The organism is Microbispora sp. NBRC 16548 (assembly GCF_030268985.1).
Taxonomy (GTDB): Bacteria; Actinomycetota; Actinomycetes; order Streptosporangiales; family Streptosporangiaceae; genus Microbispora; species Microbispora catharanthi.
The window spans coordinates 139,492-155,732 of record NZ_BSSF01000014.1; the positions used below are offsets into that span (position 1 = coordinate 139,492).

Below are 16,241 nucleotides of genomic sequence, written 5' to 3' on the forward strand. Positions count from 1 at the left end.
TCCGCCGCACCCGCTTCTCAGGCGGAGCGGCCGCCGGCGGCAGCCACCGCCGAATCGTGACTATGCCGGGGCGTGGAACGATCCCTATGCTCTGCTGGAAATGGTGCGTTTGTGGGTTCTCGGTCAGTTCCGGGCCGAAGTGGGCGGGCGTCCGGCCGACCTGGGACCGCCGCTCCAGCGTGCGGTGCTGGCGCGGCTGGTCTGCGCCGGCGGCCATGTCGTCTCGACCGACCGGTTCATCGACGATCTGTGGCAGGGCCAGCCCCCGCCGAAGGCGCTGAGCGCGCTGCAGGTCTACGTCTCCAACCTGCGCCGCCTCCTCGAACCGGGCCGCGCGCCGCGCACCCCGGCGAAGGTCCTGGTGACCGCTCCACCCGGATACGTGCTGCACCTCGACGCCGACGCCGTCGACGCGTGGCGCTTCCCCACGCTCATGAACACGGCGTCGGCCCTCCTCGCCGAGGGGGATCCGCCGGGGGCACTGCGCGTGGTCGACGAGGCCCTGTCGCTGTGGAGGGGGGCCGCCTTCGCCGAGTTCGGCGACGAGGACTGGGCGGTGCCGGAGGCGGCGCGGCTGGAGGAGCTGCGGGTCCTGGCCATCGAGTATCGCGCGGAGGCGAAGCTCGCGCTCGGCCGGCATGCCGAGATCGTGCCCGAGCTGGAGCGGCACGTCGCCGGCCACCCGCTGCGCGAGGACGCCGTACGGCTGCTGGCCCTCGCCTACTACCGCTCGGGCCGGCAGGCCGACGCCCTCGCGGCGCTGCGCAGGACCAGGGCCAGGCTCGCCGAAGAGCTGGGCATGGACCCGGGCCGCGCCCTGCGGGCTATCGAGGCCGGCATCCTCGCGCACAGCGAGGCCCTCGACGCGCCGAAGGCCGTCACGACGCCCGCGCCTCCCGCCCCGTCACCGGCCACCCCGTCACCGGCCACCCCGTCACCGGGCGTGCCATCGCCGGCCGCCCCGGTCGCGGCGTCGCCCGGGATGGTCGGCCGTACGGCGGAGCTCGCCCGCCTGGTCTCCGCCGCCGAGCAGGCGGGGCACGGTTTTCGCGTGGCCTGGGTCGGCGGGGATCCCGGCGCGGGCAAGAGCACGCTGGCCGACGCCCTGCTCCGGCGTCTCGGTGACGAGGGCTGGCGGGTCGCGGTCGGCCGGTGCCCGGAGACGCTCGGCGGGGTGCCTCCCGCGTGGGCGTGGAGCGAGGTCCTGCGGACCCTGTTCGCCGTTCACCCCCCGGACCCGGGTACGGAGGCGCGGCTCGCGCCCCTGGTGCAGGAGGACTCTCCCGGCGCCGGGCAGTTCCGGCTGGCCCAGGCGGTGGGCGACTACCTGGAGAGCGTGCCGGGGCCGCGGCTGCTCGTGCTGGAGGACGTGCACCGCGCCGACGACGCGACTCTCGAGTTGCTGCGTCATCTGGCGGCCAGACTGGCGGACACGCCGGTCCTGGTGGTCCTGACCCACCGGCCCTCGGAGGCGGGCGACGACCTGACGGCGGCCGGGGCCGCCCTGGCCGTGCAGACGGCCGAGAACGTGACCCTGCAGGGGCTCGGCGAGGACGACGTCCGGCGCCTGCTGGTGGAACGGTCCGGCATGGAGGTAGACGCCGGCACCGCCCGGACGGTCGCCGAGCGCACCGGAGGCAATCCGCTGTTCGTGGCCGAGACCGCCCGGCTGCTGGCGACCGAGGGGGCGGCGGCGGCGCACTCGCTGCCGCCCGGGGTCCGCGACCTCATCCGCAGGCGGATCGTCCGCCTGCCCGCGACGGCGCGGACGACCCTGCGCAACGCCGCCGTCATGGGCCGGGACGCCGACATCGATGTGCTGGTCGCCGTTCAGGACGCCGACGAGGAGACCGTGCTCGACGGCCTGGAGGCGGGAGTGCTCGCCGGGCTGCTCACCGAACCGGCCCCCGGCAGGGTCCGATTCACGCACGTCCTGGTCCGCGAGACCCTCTACGAGGACATCCCCCGGCTGCGCCGTACGCGGCTGCACGCGAAGGTCCTCACCGCGCTGGAGCGGGTGCACCCGGGCGACGTCGGCGCGCTCGGCTACCACGCGCTGGCCGCCGCCACGCCGGCCACGGCGCGCGCGGCCGCGGAGTACGCGCGGAGGGCGGCCGGGCAGGCGTCCGGCGTGTACGCCCACAGGGAGGCGGCGACCCTGCTCGAGGGCGCGCTCGAGGCCCTGGATCTCGCGACCGAGCCCGCGGACGACCTCCGGCTGGAACTGCTGTGCCGCCTGGTCTCCGCGCAGGCGAGCGCCGGCGACGAGGGGCAGGCGATGGTCACCCGCAATCAGGCCCTCGCGGTGGCCAGGCGGCTCGGCGATCCGCTCGCTCTCGCCCGTGCCGCGGTCGCCAACGACGCGCCCATGGTCTGGCAGACCGAGCACGAGGCCGACGCCGACGTCGTCGAAGCCATCCGCGGCTGCCTGCCGGGCACGACCGGCGAGCTGCGCTGCCGCCTGCTCGCCGCCCTGGCGCACGAGATGGGCGGCCACGACGAGGAGCTCGTCGAGGCCGCGAGTGCCGAGGCCGTCGCGATCGCCCGCGACCTCGGCGACCCCCGCCTGCTGTGCCTGGCGCTCAACGCGCGCTACTGGGCGATGTTCGTGCCGGGCCGCCCCGGCGAACTGGAGGCGCTCGGGCACGAGCTGCTGGAGATCTCCGTCCGCGCCGGGCTGCTCGGCTACCAGACGCTCGGTCACCACGTGCTGGCGATGGTCGCGCTCGGGCGCAACGACTGGGCCACGACCCAGGCGCACGCCGCGCGGGCGGTGGCATGCTCCACCAGCGGTCAGCTGGGCCTCGTCCTGGCCATCATCGCGTTCCTCGACGCCCTCGGGCTCCTGGTGAAGGGGGAGTTCGAGCAGGCCGAGGCGGCCTACACGGCCCTGTCCGACCGGATGGAAGACGCCGGAGGGTCCAACGCCGGCGTCTTCGGAAGCCTGGCCCGGTTCACCGTGCGCCTCGCGTGCGGCCGTGCGCACGAGTCGGTGGCCGAGCTCGCCGCCGCCCGCGATCACATCGCGCAGGAGATCGACGAGTTCTACGTCAGCGCGCTGGTCGCCGCAGGGCGCCTTGAGGAGGCCAGGTCCGCCTGGCCGGACCGACGGCCGACCCGGTGGGTCTATCACACGATCAACGTGGCGCTCCGCGCCGGCACCGCGATGGCGCTCGGCGCCCGGGAGGTGGCCGAGGAGTGCTACCGGCTTCTCCTCCCGTTCCGGGGAGAGATGGCCGGGCTGCACACGGGCGCGATCACGCTCGGCCCCACCGGCCTCGTGCTCGGGCGGCTGGCGGAGTTCCTGGACGATCCCGCCGCGGCGGCGGAGCACTACGCCACGGCCGCCGACGTCGCCGGGCGGCTCGATTCGCCGCACTGGCGGGGGGAGGCGCTGCGGGCGCTCGACACGCTGCGATCGTGAGGACAGCACCGCCAAGTGGTCGCCAAACAGGCGTTTAGCGGGTGGGGCCAGCGTGGTTTCCGAGACCAGTCCGGACATCTTGGAGGCTCACGTTGGACACTCCCGATCTCACCGGGATCCGCATCATCCACCGCGCCATGCGCGGCGACCTGCACCGGCTCCGCGCGCTCGCCGAGGACCTCGAGGCGGGACGCGCGCGGGCGGACTCCGCCCGCGCCGCCGCCGTCGCCCGCTACGCGGAGGACGTCTGCGCGGCGATCCATCACCACCACACCAGGGAGGACGAGGTCGTCTGGCCGGTGATCGAGCGGTCGGCGGGCGCCGCCGTGGACCTCACCGATCTCTCCGACGACCACTCGGAGCTCGATCCCCTGCTCGACCGGGTCCGCGTGACGGCGCGGGCCTTCGCGGGCGGCCGGAGCGTCTGTGACCTGGCGGCCGCGCTGCGCACGCTCTCGGAGCTCATCGACGAGCACATCGAAGAGGAGGAGCGCAGGATCTTCCCGGTAATCGAGAAGTACGTCTCTGCGGCCGACTGGAAGGAGATGGAGAAATCACTCAAAGGCGGCGACCCGCGTTTCGAGCTCGCCTGGGTCGACCGGTACGCGAGCCCGGACGAGATGGCGCACATCCGCAAGCTCGCGGGGCCGGTCCTCAGCCTGCTGCTGACACTGCTGCGCCCCGGCCACCGTCGCCGCCGGCGGATCGTCTTCGGGAGCTGAGCGGACATGGCACGACGCTCCCGCCTGTTCAACCTGGCGATCAAGTACATCTGCGACTGGCAGGTTCGCACCTACCGCAGGACCGGCGGGCGCAGGCCCGCCACCATGCGCGGCATCCCCGTCCTGCTCCTCACGACCCGGGGCCGCAGGACCGGCCTGCCCCGGACCCGGCCGGTCGGGTACGGCAGGGACGGCCGGCGCTTCGTCGTGATCGCCTCGAACGGCGGCGACGACACCACTCCCGCCTGGTGGCTCAACCTGCGGGACGACCCCGTCGCCGAGATCGAGGTGGGCGGCGCCGGCGGGCTCACCGTGCTCAAGGTGCGTGCCGCCGAGGCCACGGGCGAGGAGTACGAACGCCTGTGGCGGACGATGAGCCGGCGGCACCCCGTCTACGAGGTCTACAAGGGCATGACGCCGCGCCGCATCCCGGTCGTGGTGCTCGACCCTCTCGACGCCCTTCCGGCGTGACCCCGGCTATCGGTACGCAAGGGAGGCGGTGCGCTGAGGGCCGGCCCGACCCGCCGCGCCCCGGCCCCCTGAGGACGAGCCGGGGACGAGCCGGGGACGCAGTGGGGACACGGCGGCGGGGGCATGGCCGGGACACGGCGGAGCCGTCAGGGCTTCGTCGTGTCCGGTGCGGCCCGCTGGGCGTCGAACTCCTCGTCCGGGATGACCAGCTCGTTGCCGGCCAGGCCGGCCTCGCCGGAGACCGCGGCGAGCTCGGAGCCGAGCGACTCGTGGGCGGCGGCGCGGTGCCCGCGGCCGACGCGGTCGGTGAGCAGCGACGACAGGGCCGCCACCACGCACGCGGCCACGGCGAACCAGAAGGCGATGACCAGGCCCTGGTGGAAGGGGCCCGCGATGAGGTGCGGGAAGAACTCCTTGCTCGTCAGGTGGGCGCCGCCGTCGGGCAGGCGGTCCAGGACGCCGCCGAGGAGCTCCCGGAACGGGTTGTATCCGAGGAACGCCGCGAACAGCACGGCGATCGGCGGCAGCTGGGCGAGGCCCTCGGCCTGCGCGGCGGGCACGCCCTGGGCCACCAGCTCGTCGTGCATGGTGTGCGGCAGCGACTGCGACAGGCCCGCGATCATCAGGCTGAAGAACACGCCGATGGACAGGACCATCGAGGAGTTCTGGAAGGTGGCGGTCATGCCCGCGCCGACACCGCGGGACTCCGCCGGGACCGAGTTCATGATCTCCGCCCGGTTGGGCGAGGAGAACAGGCCGGAGCCGAGGCCGTTGATCAGGATGAGCAGCGCGAAGACGCCGTAGCCGAAGTCCGTGGGCAGGGTCATCAGGGCGTAGAAGCTCGCCGCGGTGACCAGCGCGCCGCCGACCGTGAACATCCGCGGCCCGAACCGGTCCGACAGCCAGCCGGAGACCGGCGCCGACAGCAGGAAGCCCACCGTCAGCGGGATCATGTAGATGCCCGCCCACAGGGGCGTCTCCTCGAAGCTGTAGCCGTGCAGCGGCAGCCAGATGCCCTGCAGCCAGATGATCAGCATGAACTGCAGGCCGCCGCGTCCGAGGGCGGTCAGCAGGCTGGCGATGTTGCCCGCGAGGAACGCGCGGTTGCGGAACAGCGAGAGCCGGAACAGCGGCTCGTCCACCCTGGTCTCGATCCAGGCGAACAGCGCGAGCAGCAGGACGCCCCCGCCGAGCGCGGCGATCACCCAGGGGTTGCCCCAGCCCATCACGCCGGTCCCGTACGGCTGGATGCCGTAGGTGATGCCGACCAGCAGCGCGATGAGCCCGACGGCGAAGGTCGCGTTGCCCCACCAGTCCATCCGCGCCCGGCGCCGCACGCCGTTGTCCTTGAGCTTGACGTACGCCCAGACGGTGCCGAAGACGCCGAACGGCACGGAGACCAGGAAGATCGCCTTCCAGTCGACCGGGGCCAGGACCCCGCCGATGACCAGGCCGAGGAAGGAGCCCGCGATGGCGGCGATCGAGTTGATGCCGAGCGCGGTGCCGCGCTGGCGCACGGGGAAGGCGTCGGTGAGGATCGCGGTGGAGTTGGCGAACAGCAGCGCGCCGCCGACGCCCTGCACGATCCGCCAGCCGATCAGCCACATCGCCCCGGCGTCGCCGTCCATCCAGGTCAGCGACAGCATGATCGAGCACAGACTGAAGACCGCGAACCCGAGGTTGTACATGCGGACCCGGCCGAACATGTCGCCCAGGCGGCCGAACATCACCACCAGCACGGCCGTGACGACCATGAAGCCCATCATCATCCACAGCAGGTAGCCCGTGTTGCCGGGGTCGAGCGGGTTCAGGTGGATGCCGCGGAAGACGTCAGGAAGGGCGATCAGCACGATGGACTGGTTGATCGTCACCATCAGGACGCCGAGGGTGGTGTTGGACAGCGCGATCCATTTGTACCGCGAGGACGGCGCCGACTGCGGCGACGCCCCCGCCAGGGACTGGTTCGCTACGGCCACGGAGTGGTTCCCCTCCTCTTGGTCCGTACAGCGCGCGGCCTGTTTCCGCGCAGCGCGCGACGGACGGACAGTTAGTTAGCGCAACTAAATTACCCCGACCGGGTGACATCGATGTTTCACGGGCATGCGCAACGAAGGCCACGATGGGGCCCTTAAACGGATTTGGGCGTTATCTGACCTGATTTGGGCTGACGGGAGAAGGCGACGTCAGGACGTGAGCGCCCCGGCGATCACGTCGGCAAGGCTGTCCACCACCGTGTCGCGGTCGAGCCCGGGGTTCTCCAGCCACCAGTCGCCGATCGCCTGCACCATGCCGACGAACGCGTGGCCGAGCACCCGGGCGCGCACCGGGTCGGCGACGCCCTCCTCCGCGAGCGCCGCGCCCAGTTCCTCGCCGACGCTGCGCACGATGGCGGCCATCTGCGTGCGGGTGCGGCTGTCCTCGGCGCTGGCCCGGTGGAACAGGAAGCGGTAGAGGTTGGGGTTGGCCGAGATGGTCTCAAGGTAGGCCTCGATGGCGCCCCGGGCGCGGACCCGGGGGTCGGCCATGGCCCTGGCGAACTCCGGGCGCAGCAGGTCGATCACGACGCGCGTGTGGCGTTCCGCGAGCGCCTGGTACAGGCCGCTCTTGTCGCCGAAGTGGCGGTAGAGGATCGGCTTGGTGATCCCCGCCTCCGCCGCGATCGCGGCCATCGACGCCTGCGGGCCCTCTCTGCGGATCACCCGGTCGGCCGCGTCGAGCAGGTCCCTGCGCCGCTCCGGGCTCCGGCCGCCCGTCGTGGTGCCTCCCGCCGCGCCACCCGTCGTGAGCCCCGTCATGAGCACAGCATAGGTGCCGATTCCGCGTCTCCTGGATCAAGACCGGGCCCTATGGGCGATCACTCCGGTAATGTGCCGGACGCGGGTTTTCTGGTCCGATTTTTTGTGGTGTCACGGTTCCGCCGGGTCCTCTGGAGGTGCGGGGTGGGCGAGGCGGGCGGACCGCTGGTGCCGGGCTACGAGGTGCTCGGGATCCTGGGCCAGGGGGGCTTCGGGGTCGTGTACCGGGCCAGGCAGCTCGCGGTGGGCCGCGAGGTCGCGCTCAAGGTCGACAACCGCGTGCTCGTCTCCGACCGCGACCGGCGCAGGTTCATGCGCGAGGTGACGTCCGCCGGCGCCCTGTCCGGCCACCCGCACGTGGCCGACGTCTACGACGCGGGCGTGCTGCCCGACGGCCGGCCGTACATGGTGCTGGAGCTGTGCCCGAACGGGTCGCTGGCCGACCGCCTGCGCGACGCCGGCCCGCTCGGCCCCCGCGAGGTGCGCGACATCGGCATCAAGATCGCCGACGCGCTGGCCGCCGCCCACGCCGTGGGTGTCCTCCACCGCGACGTCAAGCCCGCCAACATCCTGGTCAACTCGTACGGCATGGTCGCCCTGTCGGACTTCGGGCTGGCCACGATGCCGGGGCAGGGCGGCGCGGCGCGGGGCGAGATGTCGGTCACGCGCGAGTCGCTCACGCCCGCCTACGCGCCGCCGGAGGCGTTCGACCTCACCGAGCCCACGGCCGCCGGGGACGTGTACGCGCTCGCGGCCACGTTGTACGCCCTGCTCCAGGGCAGGCCGCCGCGATTCCCGGACAGCGGCGTGGTGAACATCGCGGCCATCATGGCGCTGCACCGGCTGCCGATCTCCGACATCCCCGGCGTGCCCGCCGCGCTCACCGCCGTCCTGCGCCACGGCATGGAGACCGATCCGGCCCAGCGGATCCCGACGGCCGCCGGGCTGCGGGACGCGCTCGCCGCCCTGACGCCGGACGGCTCCGCCTCGGGGGATCACCCGCATCCCGCCGCGTCCGGGGACCGAGGCGGCGTCCCGGGGTGGGGCGCCCCGTCCCCCTCCGGACCCGTTCCGTCCCCCTCCGGACCCGTTCCGCCCCCCTCCTGGCCCGCCGCGGCGACCGGACCGCACCCCGGGGAGCGGCGGCCTGCCGAGACCCGCGTTCCCGCCGCGCCGGGGCACTCGCTCACCGGCCCGGCCGGAGGCGTTCCCGCGAGCGGACAGGACCTGCGCCGCGCGGCGACCGCGCCGAACGCGGCGCCCGGCCCCAGACCAGGCGGGCACCGGCCATCCGGTCATCGGCCACCCGGGCACCGGCCAAGCGGGCACCGGCCAAGCGGGCACCGGCCGCAGAGCCCTCGGCAAGGGTCCGCTCAGCCACTCCCGCCGCGCACCGGCATGTCCCGGCAGTCGATCGTGTTCGCCGTGATCGCCGCCGTCTTCGCCCTGCTGCTCACGGCCGGGATCGCGGCGCTGACGCTGGGAGAAGGCGACCGGGGGACACGGCCGCCCGCGGTCCCCGGCTCCACGTCCGGCCTCGGTGCTGACCGCACCGGACCGGACCCCACGGGCGCCTTCTCCTGACCACCGCCTGCGGGTGGCCGGTTGCAGGCGAGGAGGCCCAGGCGGCCGGAGTGCTCACTCACCGGCGGCTACCAGGTGTGCGAGTTGCCTGCAGACCGACCCGGTAGCACCCATCAGGCGGGCGGCGACTCCGGAGGCTTGCGCGTCCGCCTCGGCTTCGGCTCCACGCCCTGCTCCTTCCGCGGCCCGCCGGCCGCCCGCGCGCCACGCGCCGCCCCCGCGCCCGCTTTCGCCGTCCTTCGCGGCTTCGCGGTCTTCCCAGGCTTTCCCGGCTCCGCCATGCCCTGCTCGGACGGGGCCGCCAGAGCGCCGTACTCGGCCAGCGAGTCGCGCAGGTAGTCGATGAGGTCCCACACGTCGGGCACCATGTCGCGGTCGGTGACGATTCCGAAGCCGAGCCTGCCGTCGTAGGAGAACACCGTGATGTTGATCCCCCCGCTGACGTCCGTGATCACCGACATCGGGTAGAGCGCGGTGACCCGCGCTCCGCACACGTAGAGCGGCGTCTGGGGTCCCGGCACGTTGGAGACCAGCAGGTTCATGGCGGGAGCCGCACGCGAGGCGATCCTGAAGGCGGACCTCGCCGCCAGCGCGCTCAGCGCGGCCGGCATCGCCTGGCTGAACTCCAGGAGCCAGGCCGCCGGCGCCGCGGCGAGCCGTTCCTTGAGCAGGCCCATCGAGCGGTTCACCGACAGCAGCCGGTCGCGCGGGTCGGGCACGTCCGTCGGCAGGGTGGTCATGGTCAGCATGACCTCGTTGGCGACCGAGCCGTTGGCGGCCTGTCCACGGGTGGAGACCGGGATCCCGGCGACGAGCGGCTGACGGGGCAGCTCGTCGCGCTTGGCCAGCCAGCGCCGCAGCGCCGTGGCGCACATCGCCATGACGACGTCGTTCACGGTGACGCCGAAGGCGTTCTTGATCCGCTTGACCTCGTCCAGGGGCAGCTGGCCGAAGGCGAACCGGCGGTGCCGCGAGATCGGCCCGGAGAACGGCGTGCGCGGCACCACCATGCGGGGCAGCTCGGGCAGGGCCTCGGCGTCTCCCCCGCCGATGCCGCGGACGAACCGCGAGACCACCCCCACCCCCGGGAGCTGGGCCACGAACGGCACCTCGTCCAGCCGCGGCACCGCCTCGGCGATGAAACGCAGCAGGGCGAACGGGTTGTCCAGCACCCGAGCCACGCCCCTGATCACCATCTCCACCGCGTCGGGGGCCCGCTGCGGCTCGGCCGCGGTCTCCGGGGCGGGAACGGCGGCCGGCTCGGGCTCGAAGTCCATCAGGGCGGCCAGCACCTCGGCCCCGGTGACGCCGTCGACGGCGGCGTGGTGGACCTTCGTGTAGATCGCCACCCGGCCCCCGGCCAGGCCGTGGATCAGGTAGATCTCCCACAACGGCCGTCCCCGGTCGAGCCGTGCCCCGTGCAGCCGGGCGACCTGCTCGGCGAGCTTGTGGTCGTCGCCGGGGGGAGGCAGCGCCAGGTCCCGTACGTGGTAGTCGAAGTCGACCTCGCGGTCCTCCGCCCAGTAGGGGTGGTCGAGCCCGAAGGGCACCTCGACCAGCCGCCTGCGCAGCGGCGGTGCGAGATGGAGCCGCCGCTTGAGCAGCCCGATCAGGTCCTCGCGGGTCAGCGCGCCGCCGGGCCTGCCGGAGGGGTCGAGAATCGTGAGCGCCGCGATGTGGGCGAGGTTTGTGCCCGTCTCGAAGTTGAGGAACTGCGCGTCGAAGGCGCTGACTTGCTCTGCCATGCCTACTCACGTGCCCCGAAACTCCGGGGTCGGACCGCCCGGGAACCGGGTGTTTCCCAGGTCAGTGCCGGTGGTCGGCGTCGGGCTGGGCCGGGTCGGCCGGATGCTCGTGCCCCGGCGTGAGCACGACCGAGTCGGCGTGCCGTGCGTCGAGCCACCGGGCGAAGGCCCGCTCCCCGTTCTCCTTCGCCAGCTCCGCGCGGATCCGCTCCCGCACGGCCGCGTACGGCTCCCGCCGCGCCGCCTCGATCCGCTCGACCACCAGGGTCCAGGGGCCGCCGGGGCCTTCCACGGGCCCGACCGTCTCACCTTCGCGGGCGGCGAAGACCGCGTCCTCGATCGGCCCGGCGAGCTGCCCGCGCCGGACCGGCCCGAACGGACGGACCCAGCGCGTCTCCGGGGTGGTGAACCGGTCGAGGTTGCGCCGGTAGTAGTCGCGCACCTCGTCCTCGGACGGCTCGCAGCCCGCGGCGAGCGCCCGGCACACCGCCCTGGCGGCCGGCGTCGTCACCAGGACGGCGGCCGCGACGCCGCCCGTCCGGAGCGCGCCCGCCAGGGTGAGCACCGCCTCGGGTCCGGATGGAGCCGCACGCCCGGCCGGCGGAGGACTTCCCGGCGGCGCAGGGTCTCCCAGCGGCACAGGGTCTCCCAGCGGCACAGGGTCTCCCAGCGGCACAGGGTCTCCCAGCGGCGAGTGCCCGGCAGGCAGGCCGAGGCGGGCCGCCTCCTGCTCGGCCAGCGCCTCGGCCACCATGACCTGCACCAGCCAGCGGCGCAGGTTGCGGCCCTCGGCGGTCTCCGGGCGCGGCAGCCGCGCCGCGAGCGGGCCGCTGCGCAGCAGGCGTAGCCGCCGGTCCACCTCGGCGACCGTGATCACCCGATCCCCCGCCGTCGCCGCGGCCCGCACGGCAGACGGACCCGGGCGTGGGCGGCCGGCCGAGCGCCACCCGCCGCCCTCTCCGCGTGCCTCCGGCGCGGCGCCGCCGGTCAGGGGAGCGTCCGGGCCGCTCACGGCTCGACCTCGACCTCGATCGTGTCGGTGTAGTGCAGCCACCCGGCGCAGGCGATCTTCACGAGCGCCCACCAGCGGCCCGGGCGAGCGCCCGGCGGCACGCGTACCGGGAAGCGCACCTCCGCCTCACCCTCGGGCGGCACGACGGCCCCGCTGTTCCACTCGGGGAACATCTCGAACGTCTGCCACGGGCTGACGAGCTGCGCCTGCGCGGCGACCGGCGACCGTGCCTCGGAACGCAGCCGGACCACGACCTCCGCCCGGCCGCCGGGCGTCAGCCGCAGGTGTGGCGGGTGGCCGAGACCATCCAGCGTCACCTCCAGCCCCGGCGACCGCCGTCCGCCCTCCCCCGGCCGGAACACGTGCAGCCGGGTCACGTCCTCGTACGCCTGGCCGCCGAACTCGGTGCGCGCGGTGAGCAGGTAGAGGCCGCTCTCGGCGCCGGGGGGCGGCGTGAGCCGCACCGGCACGGTGGCGTGGCCTCCCGGAGGCAGCACGTACGGCCGGACGGCGGGCGCCACCGACCAGCCGTGGGGGGCAGTGAGTGTGACCACACCCTCCGCCCGGTCCTCCGTGAGGCTGGAGGCGATGGTCAGGGTCAGCTCCACCGGCCCCGCGACGTCCAGGTCCGGCGGGGACAGGTGCACGGCGACCGGCAGGTCTCCCATCGGCGCGGGCCCGGTGTTGCCGAGCCAGTAGCGCGTGTGAACCGGCTGGTGCGGCTCGGTCTCCGGCACCTCCGGCACGGTCCCGCAGGCCGCCACCCTGCCACCCGTCCCCGCGCCGCCCGTCCCCGCACCGTCCGCCGCCTCGCCGTCCGCCGCCTCGCCGTCAGCCGCCTCGCCGTCCACCGCCGCGACGCCCGCCCAGGGACCGGCCGCCCGCTCCCCCACCACGTCCACGGGCGGCCCGGGACGGAGCGGAGCGACCAGCGTGACGATCTCCATGCCGTCGAGCGTGACGGGGGCGTCCCCGGTGGCGTTCTCCAGGAGGTCGGCCCGCCGCCACAGTCCCAGGGGCAACGTCGTGGCGACCGACAGCGGGACGGTCCGGCCGCCGGCCTCGTGGACGCGGGCGGTCAGCGCGGTCACCGGACCGGGCGTCCGGCCCGAGGCGATCGGGTTCCCGGCCGCCTTGAGCGCGGTGAGGACCAGGCCGGGCCCGGTCTCCAGGAACGACCGCGACTCGCCCGCCGGCCCGTCCCGCCCCACGGTCGCCGCCAGCGGGTGGTTGACGTCGTGGCCGAGCCGTACGAGATCGGCCGCGCGCCAGTCGCCCGGGGCGGCCACCAGCGAGCACTCGAACGAGTGGGTCCAATGCTGGAGCTGGAAGCCGGAGCCGTCGGGCGCGGTGCGGCGCGGCGGGTCGATCCACACGCCGGACGGCCAGCCGGTGCACGACCGCATCAGCGACACGTGCAGCGCCCCGGACGGGTCGACCGCGAAGCCCGGGATGCCCCGGTTCACCAGTCCGATCGTGTAGTCGTCGAGGACGGCGTCCGCCGGCTCGGCGTCCGTCACCACCTCCACGGCCGCGTCGGCGAGGTCCGCGACCAGCTCCTCGACCGCGCCCTCGCCGCAGACCACGAGCACCGGAAGGTCGCGGGGGCCGGTGAGATCCGCGCCCGGCACCCAGACCTTCTCCAGCGGCTCGTCCGCGGGCACCCACAGGCGGGCCCGGCCCTCGGCGTCGAGACGCGCGCGCAGCTCCGCGGCCTCCGCGTCGTCCAGCAGCGCCGCGACGAACGGGTTCTCCTCGGGCGTGCCGACCGCGATGCGCACGTCGGGCAGGTTGGAGTCGACGGCGAGGTTGCCGTACCGGGGGCCGGGCCCGGTGGAGCACGTCGAGGTCACGCCCTGCCGTACGAGCGCCACGGCGAGGTCTCTCAGGTCGCCGGCGGCCGCGTCCGGCGGCGCGATGATCTCGGCGACGCCGACGGCCCGCGCGCCGAGGGGGAGTCCGGCGGGCGAGCGCAATGCGACGCGGGCCGTGGACGACAGCGCGAACCAGTTGTGCGCGGGGTTGTCCAGCGTCCACGGATGCTCCGCGGAGTCCACGTCGATCAGGCCGAACCCGCGGCCGACGACGGCGCCGGCGACCTCGCTGACCGGCAGCGCCCCCGGCACCCGCACCGGCCAGCGCAGCCGGAGCAGCACGTCGGAGCCGTGGAACTCGTCCACGTGGGTGGTGAGATCCACCCGCGGCAGCCCGTCCCAGAGCGTGATCTCCTGCGTGTAGACGACCGGGCCGACCCGGCCGCCGACGATGATCCGCCGGCCCGCCGGGCACTCGGCGACGGCGACCTCCGCGGGGGCAGCGGCCGAGCCGCTCACCCCGCCGCTCGGCACCAGGTGCCAGGGGCCCTCGCCGAAGCGGGGGTGCGCCGGGTGCTCGTCGTAGACGAGCAGTTCGTTGCCCACCCGGTCCTGCTGCAGCAGCTCGCGGCCCTCGACGGTGAGGCTCGACACCGTCCCGCCGCGCTCGGGGTCGACCTCCACCACGTGCGTGGCGTTCTCGATCCTGCTCCCCTCACGTACGGCCCAGCCGATCGGAGCGGGCTCGGCGGTGGGCACCAGCCGGAACGTGCGATACCCGAGCGCGGGCACGTCGCCGGCGACGAAGACCGCGTCCACGGCCGCGAGGCTGCCGTCGGGGTGCCGCTCGGGATGCTCAAGCAGCAGACCGCCCATGGGCGGGTCGAGCGCGACGCCGTACGCCCCCGGCTCGGGCAGCGTCAGCCGCACGCGGACGAGGTCGGTCCTGGCCCAGGAGGAGGGGTTCCAGACGGCGACGCCGGTCAGCCCCTCGCCGAGGCGGCGCAGCGACGCGTCGAGGACCCGCCCGCCCAGGTCGTACGCCTCCCGCCAGCTCGTCATCAGGTCGAGGTAGACCTGGTCGGACTCCGATCCGGTGATGCCGTCGTGGTGCGCGCCGTACGCGATCTGACGCCAGGCCTTGTCGAGGGCGGCGTGCGGATAGGGCGCACCGAGGGTCACGGCGGCGACGGCGGCGAACTTCTCTGCGTCGGCGAGCCGCGTCTCGGCGTGCCGCTGCGCCTGCTTGGTGTCGATGTACGACACGTCCTTGCCGGTGTAGATCGGGTTCATGTCCCGCGTCTGCGGCGTCAGGCGGACGCCCTCGTCCCGCACGGCGGCGAAGAACTCCCTCGGCAGCCCGCAGACGAACCGGGGCGAGACGTAGCGCCGGTTCCAGTCGCGCTGGATCTCCATGACCCACTTGTTGGGCGGGGTGTAGTCGGTGCCGACGGGCAGCAGCACGTTGCGGGTCGCGGCGACCTTCTTGAGCAGCGTGAACAGTTCGTAGACGGCGGCCTCCGCCTGCTCCAGGGCGGGCGCGGAGTCCATCCACCACCCGGCGCTGTAGTGGGCCGGCATGTAGTGGGTCGTGACCCCGCGCCCCGACGGCGACAGCCACTCGAACTCCGAGGGGAACTGCATGACCGACGGGTCGCCCCAGCCGCCTCGGTCGAGCATCGGGCCCCATTGGTGGTAGGGCCCGCGCGCCCACGAGCTGGAGGTCAGCCCCGCCTCGGCGATCAGCCCGGGGAACTGGGGGTCGTGCCCGAACGCGTCGAGCTGCCAGGCGGTCGCCGGATCGCCGCCGAGCACGTCGCGCTGGAAGCCGATCCCGTGGACGATGTTGCGGATCGTCGCCTCGGGGCCGGTCAGGTTGGTGTTCGGCTCGTTGTACGTGCCACCCATGATCTCCAGCCGGCCCTCCGCGAGCAGGCGGCGCAGGTAGGCCCGGTCCTCGGGGTGGGCGTTCCAGTACGGCTTGAGGTAGTCGACCTCGGCGAGCACGAACTTGTATTCGGGCTCCCTCCTGGCGGTGTCGAGGTGGAGCCGGACGAGGTCGAATCCCGCGTGCTGGAACTCCTGCCGGTTCGCCTGCGCCAGGCCGCCCGCGTGGTCCCAGGTGGCGGTGTAGGCGGCCTGGGTGTTCCACCAGACCGGGTCGTAGTGGAAGTGGGGGATCATCCAGACCGTCCACCCCGGCTCGGCCACGAGCAGTTCGCCCTCGGCCGTGCACCGCTCCCGGCCGGCGGCGGCCCGCACGGTGATCGGGACGCGCACGCCCGGGACCGCGGCCGGCGCGGCCGCCCCCACCGGCACCGCCACGGGCACCTCCACCACCACGGGCGCCGTGCCGGAAGGCCGCCCGTCCGCCGTGTGCTCGCCCCGCACCCCGGGGCCGGTGACCTCGACCACCGGTGACGCGTCGTCCGGCACCTCGTCGAGGACGACGCGGACCACCTGGCGGGGGCCCTCGCCGGTGGCCACGCGGACGAACAGCTCGGTGGACTCGACGGCGGTGATGCGCATGCGCACCCCTAACTGCGGCTCCCACGGCGGCCGCTGGGGGACAGGTGACGGTCGAGACATCCCCCCTCCGCACCGGCCTCACCCCTGCGATATCGGCGGGCCGTCCCGCTCCGATACCGCTTCCGCGCGCCGCGCCTTAGGCTGA

General features: G+C 74.1%; 9 protein-coding genes. 4 read left to right on the forward strand and 5 right to left on the reverse strand.

Features of this window, described 5'->3' with window-relative positions; genetic code table 11:
* Positions 1-100: 100 nt before the first annotated feature.
* The 3 genes from QSK36_RS32765 (at position 101) to QSK36_RS32775 (ending at position 4,617) form a co-directional block, all read left to right on the forward strand.
* Positions 101-3,424 (forward strand): ATP-binding protein, encoded by a 3,324-nt coding sequence (locus tag QSK36_RS32765; protein WP_285785048.1) that lies wholly within the window; start codon positions 101-103, stop codon positions 3,422-3,424.
* Positions 3,425-3,516: 92 nt separating this feature from the next.
* A complete protein-coding gene (locus tag QSK36_RS32770) occupies positions 3,517-4,146 on the forward strand; it encodes a hemerythrin domain-containing protein (protein ID WP_225897505.1) in 630 nt (209 codons plus the stop codon).
* A gap of 6 nt (positions 4,147-4,152) precedes the next feature.
* Positions 4,153-4,617: a nitroreductase/quinone reductase family protein gene (locus QSK36_RS32775; RefSeq protein ID WP_139577940.1), complete on the forward strand. Its 465-nt coding sequence runs from the start codon at positions 4,153-4,155 to the stop codon at positions 4,615-4,617.
* Positions 4,618-4,763: 146 nt separating this feature from the next.
* Here QSK36_RS32775 and QSK36_RS32780 read toward each other — a convergent pair whose 3' ends face one another.
* Together QSK36_RS32780 and QSK36_RS32785 are read right to left on the reverse strand one after the other, a co-directional pair.
* The gene (locus QSK36_RS32780; protein ID WP_285785049.1) at positions 4,764-6,593 is read right to left on the reverse strand and encodes an MFS transporter; all 1,830 of its coding nucleotides are present in this window, start codon (positions 6,591-6,593) and stop codon (positions 4,764-4,766) included.
* 207 nt (positions 6,594-6,800) lie between these two features.
* Positions 6,801-7,412 carry a TetR family transcriptional regulator gene (locus tag QSK36_RS32785; protein WP_285785050.1) on the reverse strand — a complete coding sequence of 204 codons (612 nt, stop codon included), beginning with the start codon at positions 7,410-7,412 and terminating at the stop codon, positions 6,801-6,803.
* 144 nt (positions 7,413-7,556) lie between these two features.
* Between QSK36_RS32785 and QSK36_RS32790 the strand changes: the two genes are divergently transcribed.
* The gene (locus tag QSK36_RS32790) at positions 7,557-8,996 is read left to right on the forward strand and encodes a serine/threonine-protein kinase (RefSeq protein ID WP_285785051.1); all 1,440 of its coding nucleotides are present in this window, start codon (positions 7,557-7,559) and stop codon (positions 8,994-8,996) included.
* A 113-nt stretch (positions 8,997-9,109) separates the two neighbouring features.
* Here QSK36_RS32790 and QSK36_RS32795 read toward each other — a convergent pair whose 3' ends face one another.
* The 3 genes from QSK36_RS32795 to QSK36_RS32805 form a co-directional block, all read right to left on the reverse strand.
* The gene (locus QSK36_RS32795; RefSeq protein WP_285785052.1) at positions 9,110-10,741 is read right to left on the reverse strand and encodes a WS/DGAT/MGAT family O-acyltransferase; all 1,632 of its coding nucleotides are present in this window, start codon (positions 10,739-10,741) and stop codon (positions 9,110-9,112) included.
* 61 nt (positions 10,742-10,802) lie between these two features.
* Positions 10,803-11,753: a peptidylprolyl isomerase gene (locus QSK36_RS32800; RefSeq protein WP_285785053.1), complete on the reverse strand. Its 951-nt coding sequence runs from the start codon at positions 11,751-11,753 to the stop codon at positions 10,803-10,805.
* A complete protein-coding gene (locus QSK36_RS32805; RefSeq protein WP_285785054.1) occupies positions 11,750-16,096 on the reverse strand; it encodes a glycoside hydrolase family 38 N-terminal domain-containing protein in 4,347 nt (1,448 codons plus the stop codon). Before QSK36_RS32805 ends, QSK36_RS32800 begins: the two co-directional genes overlap by 4 nt.
* Positions 16,097-16,241: the final 145 nt, after the last annotated feature.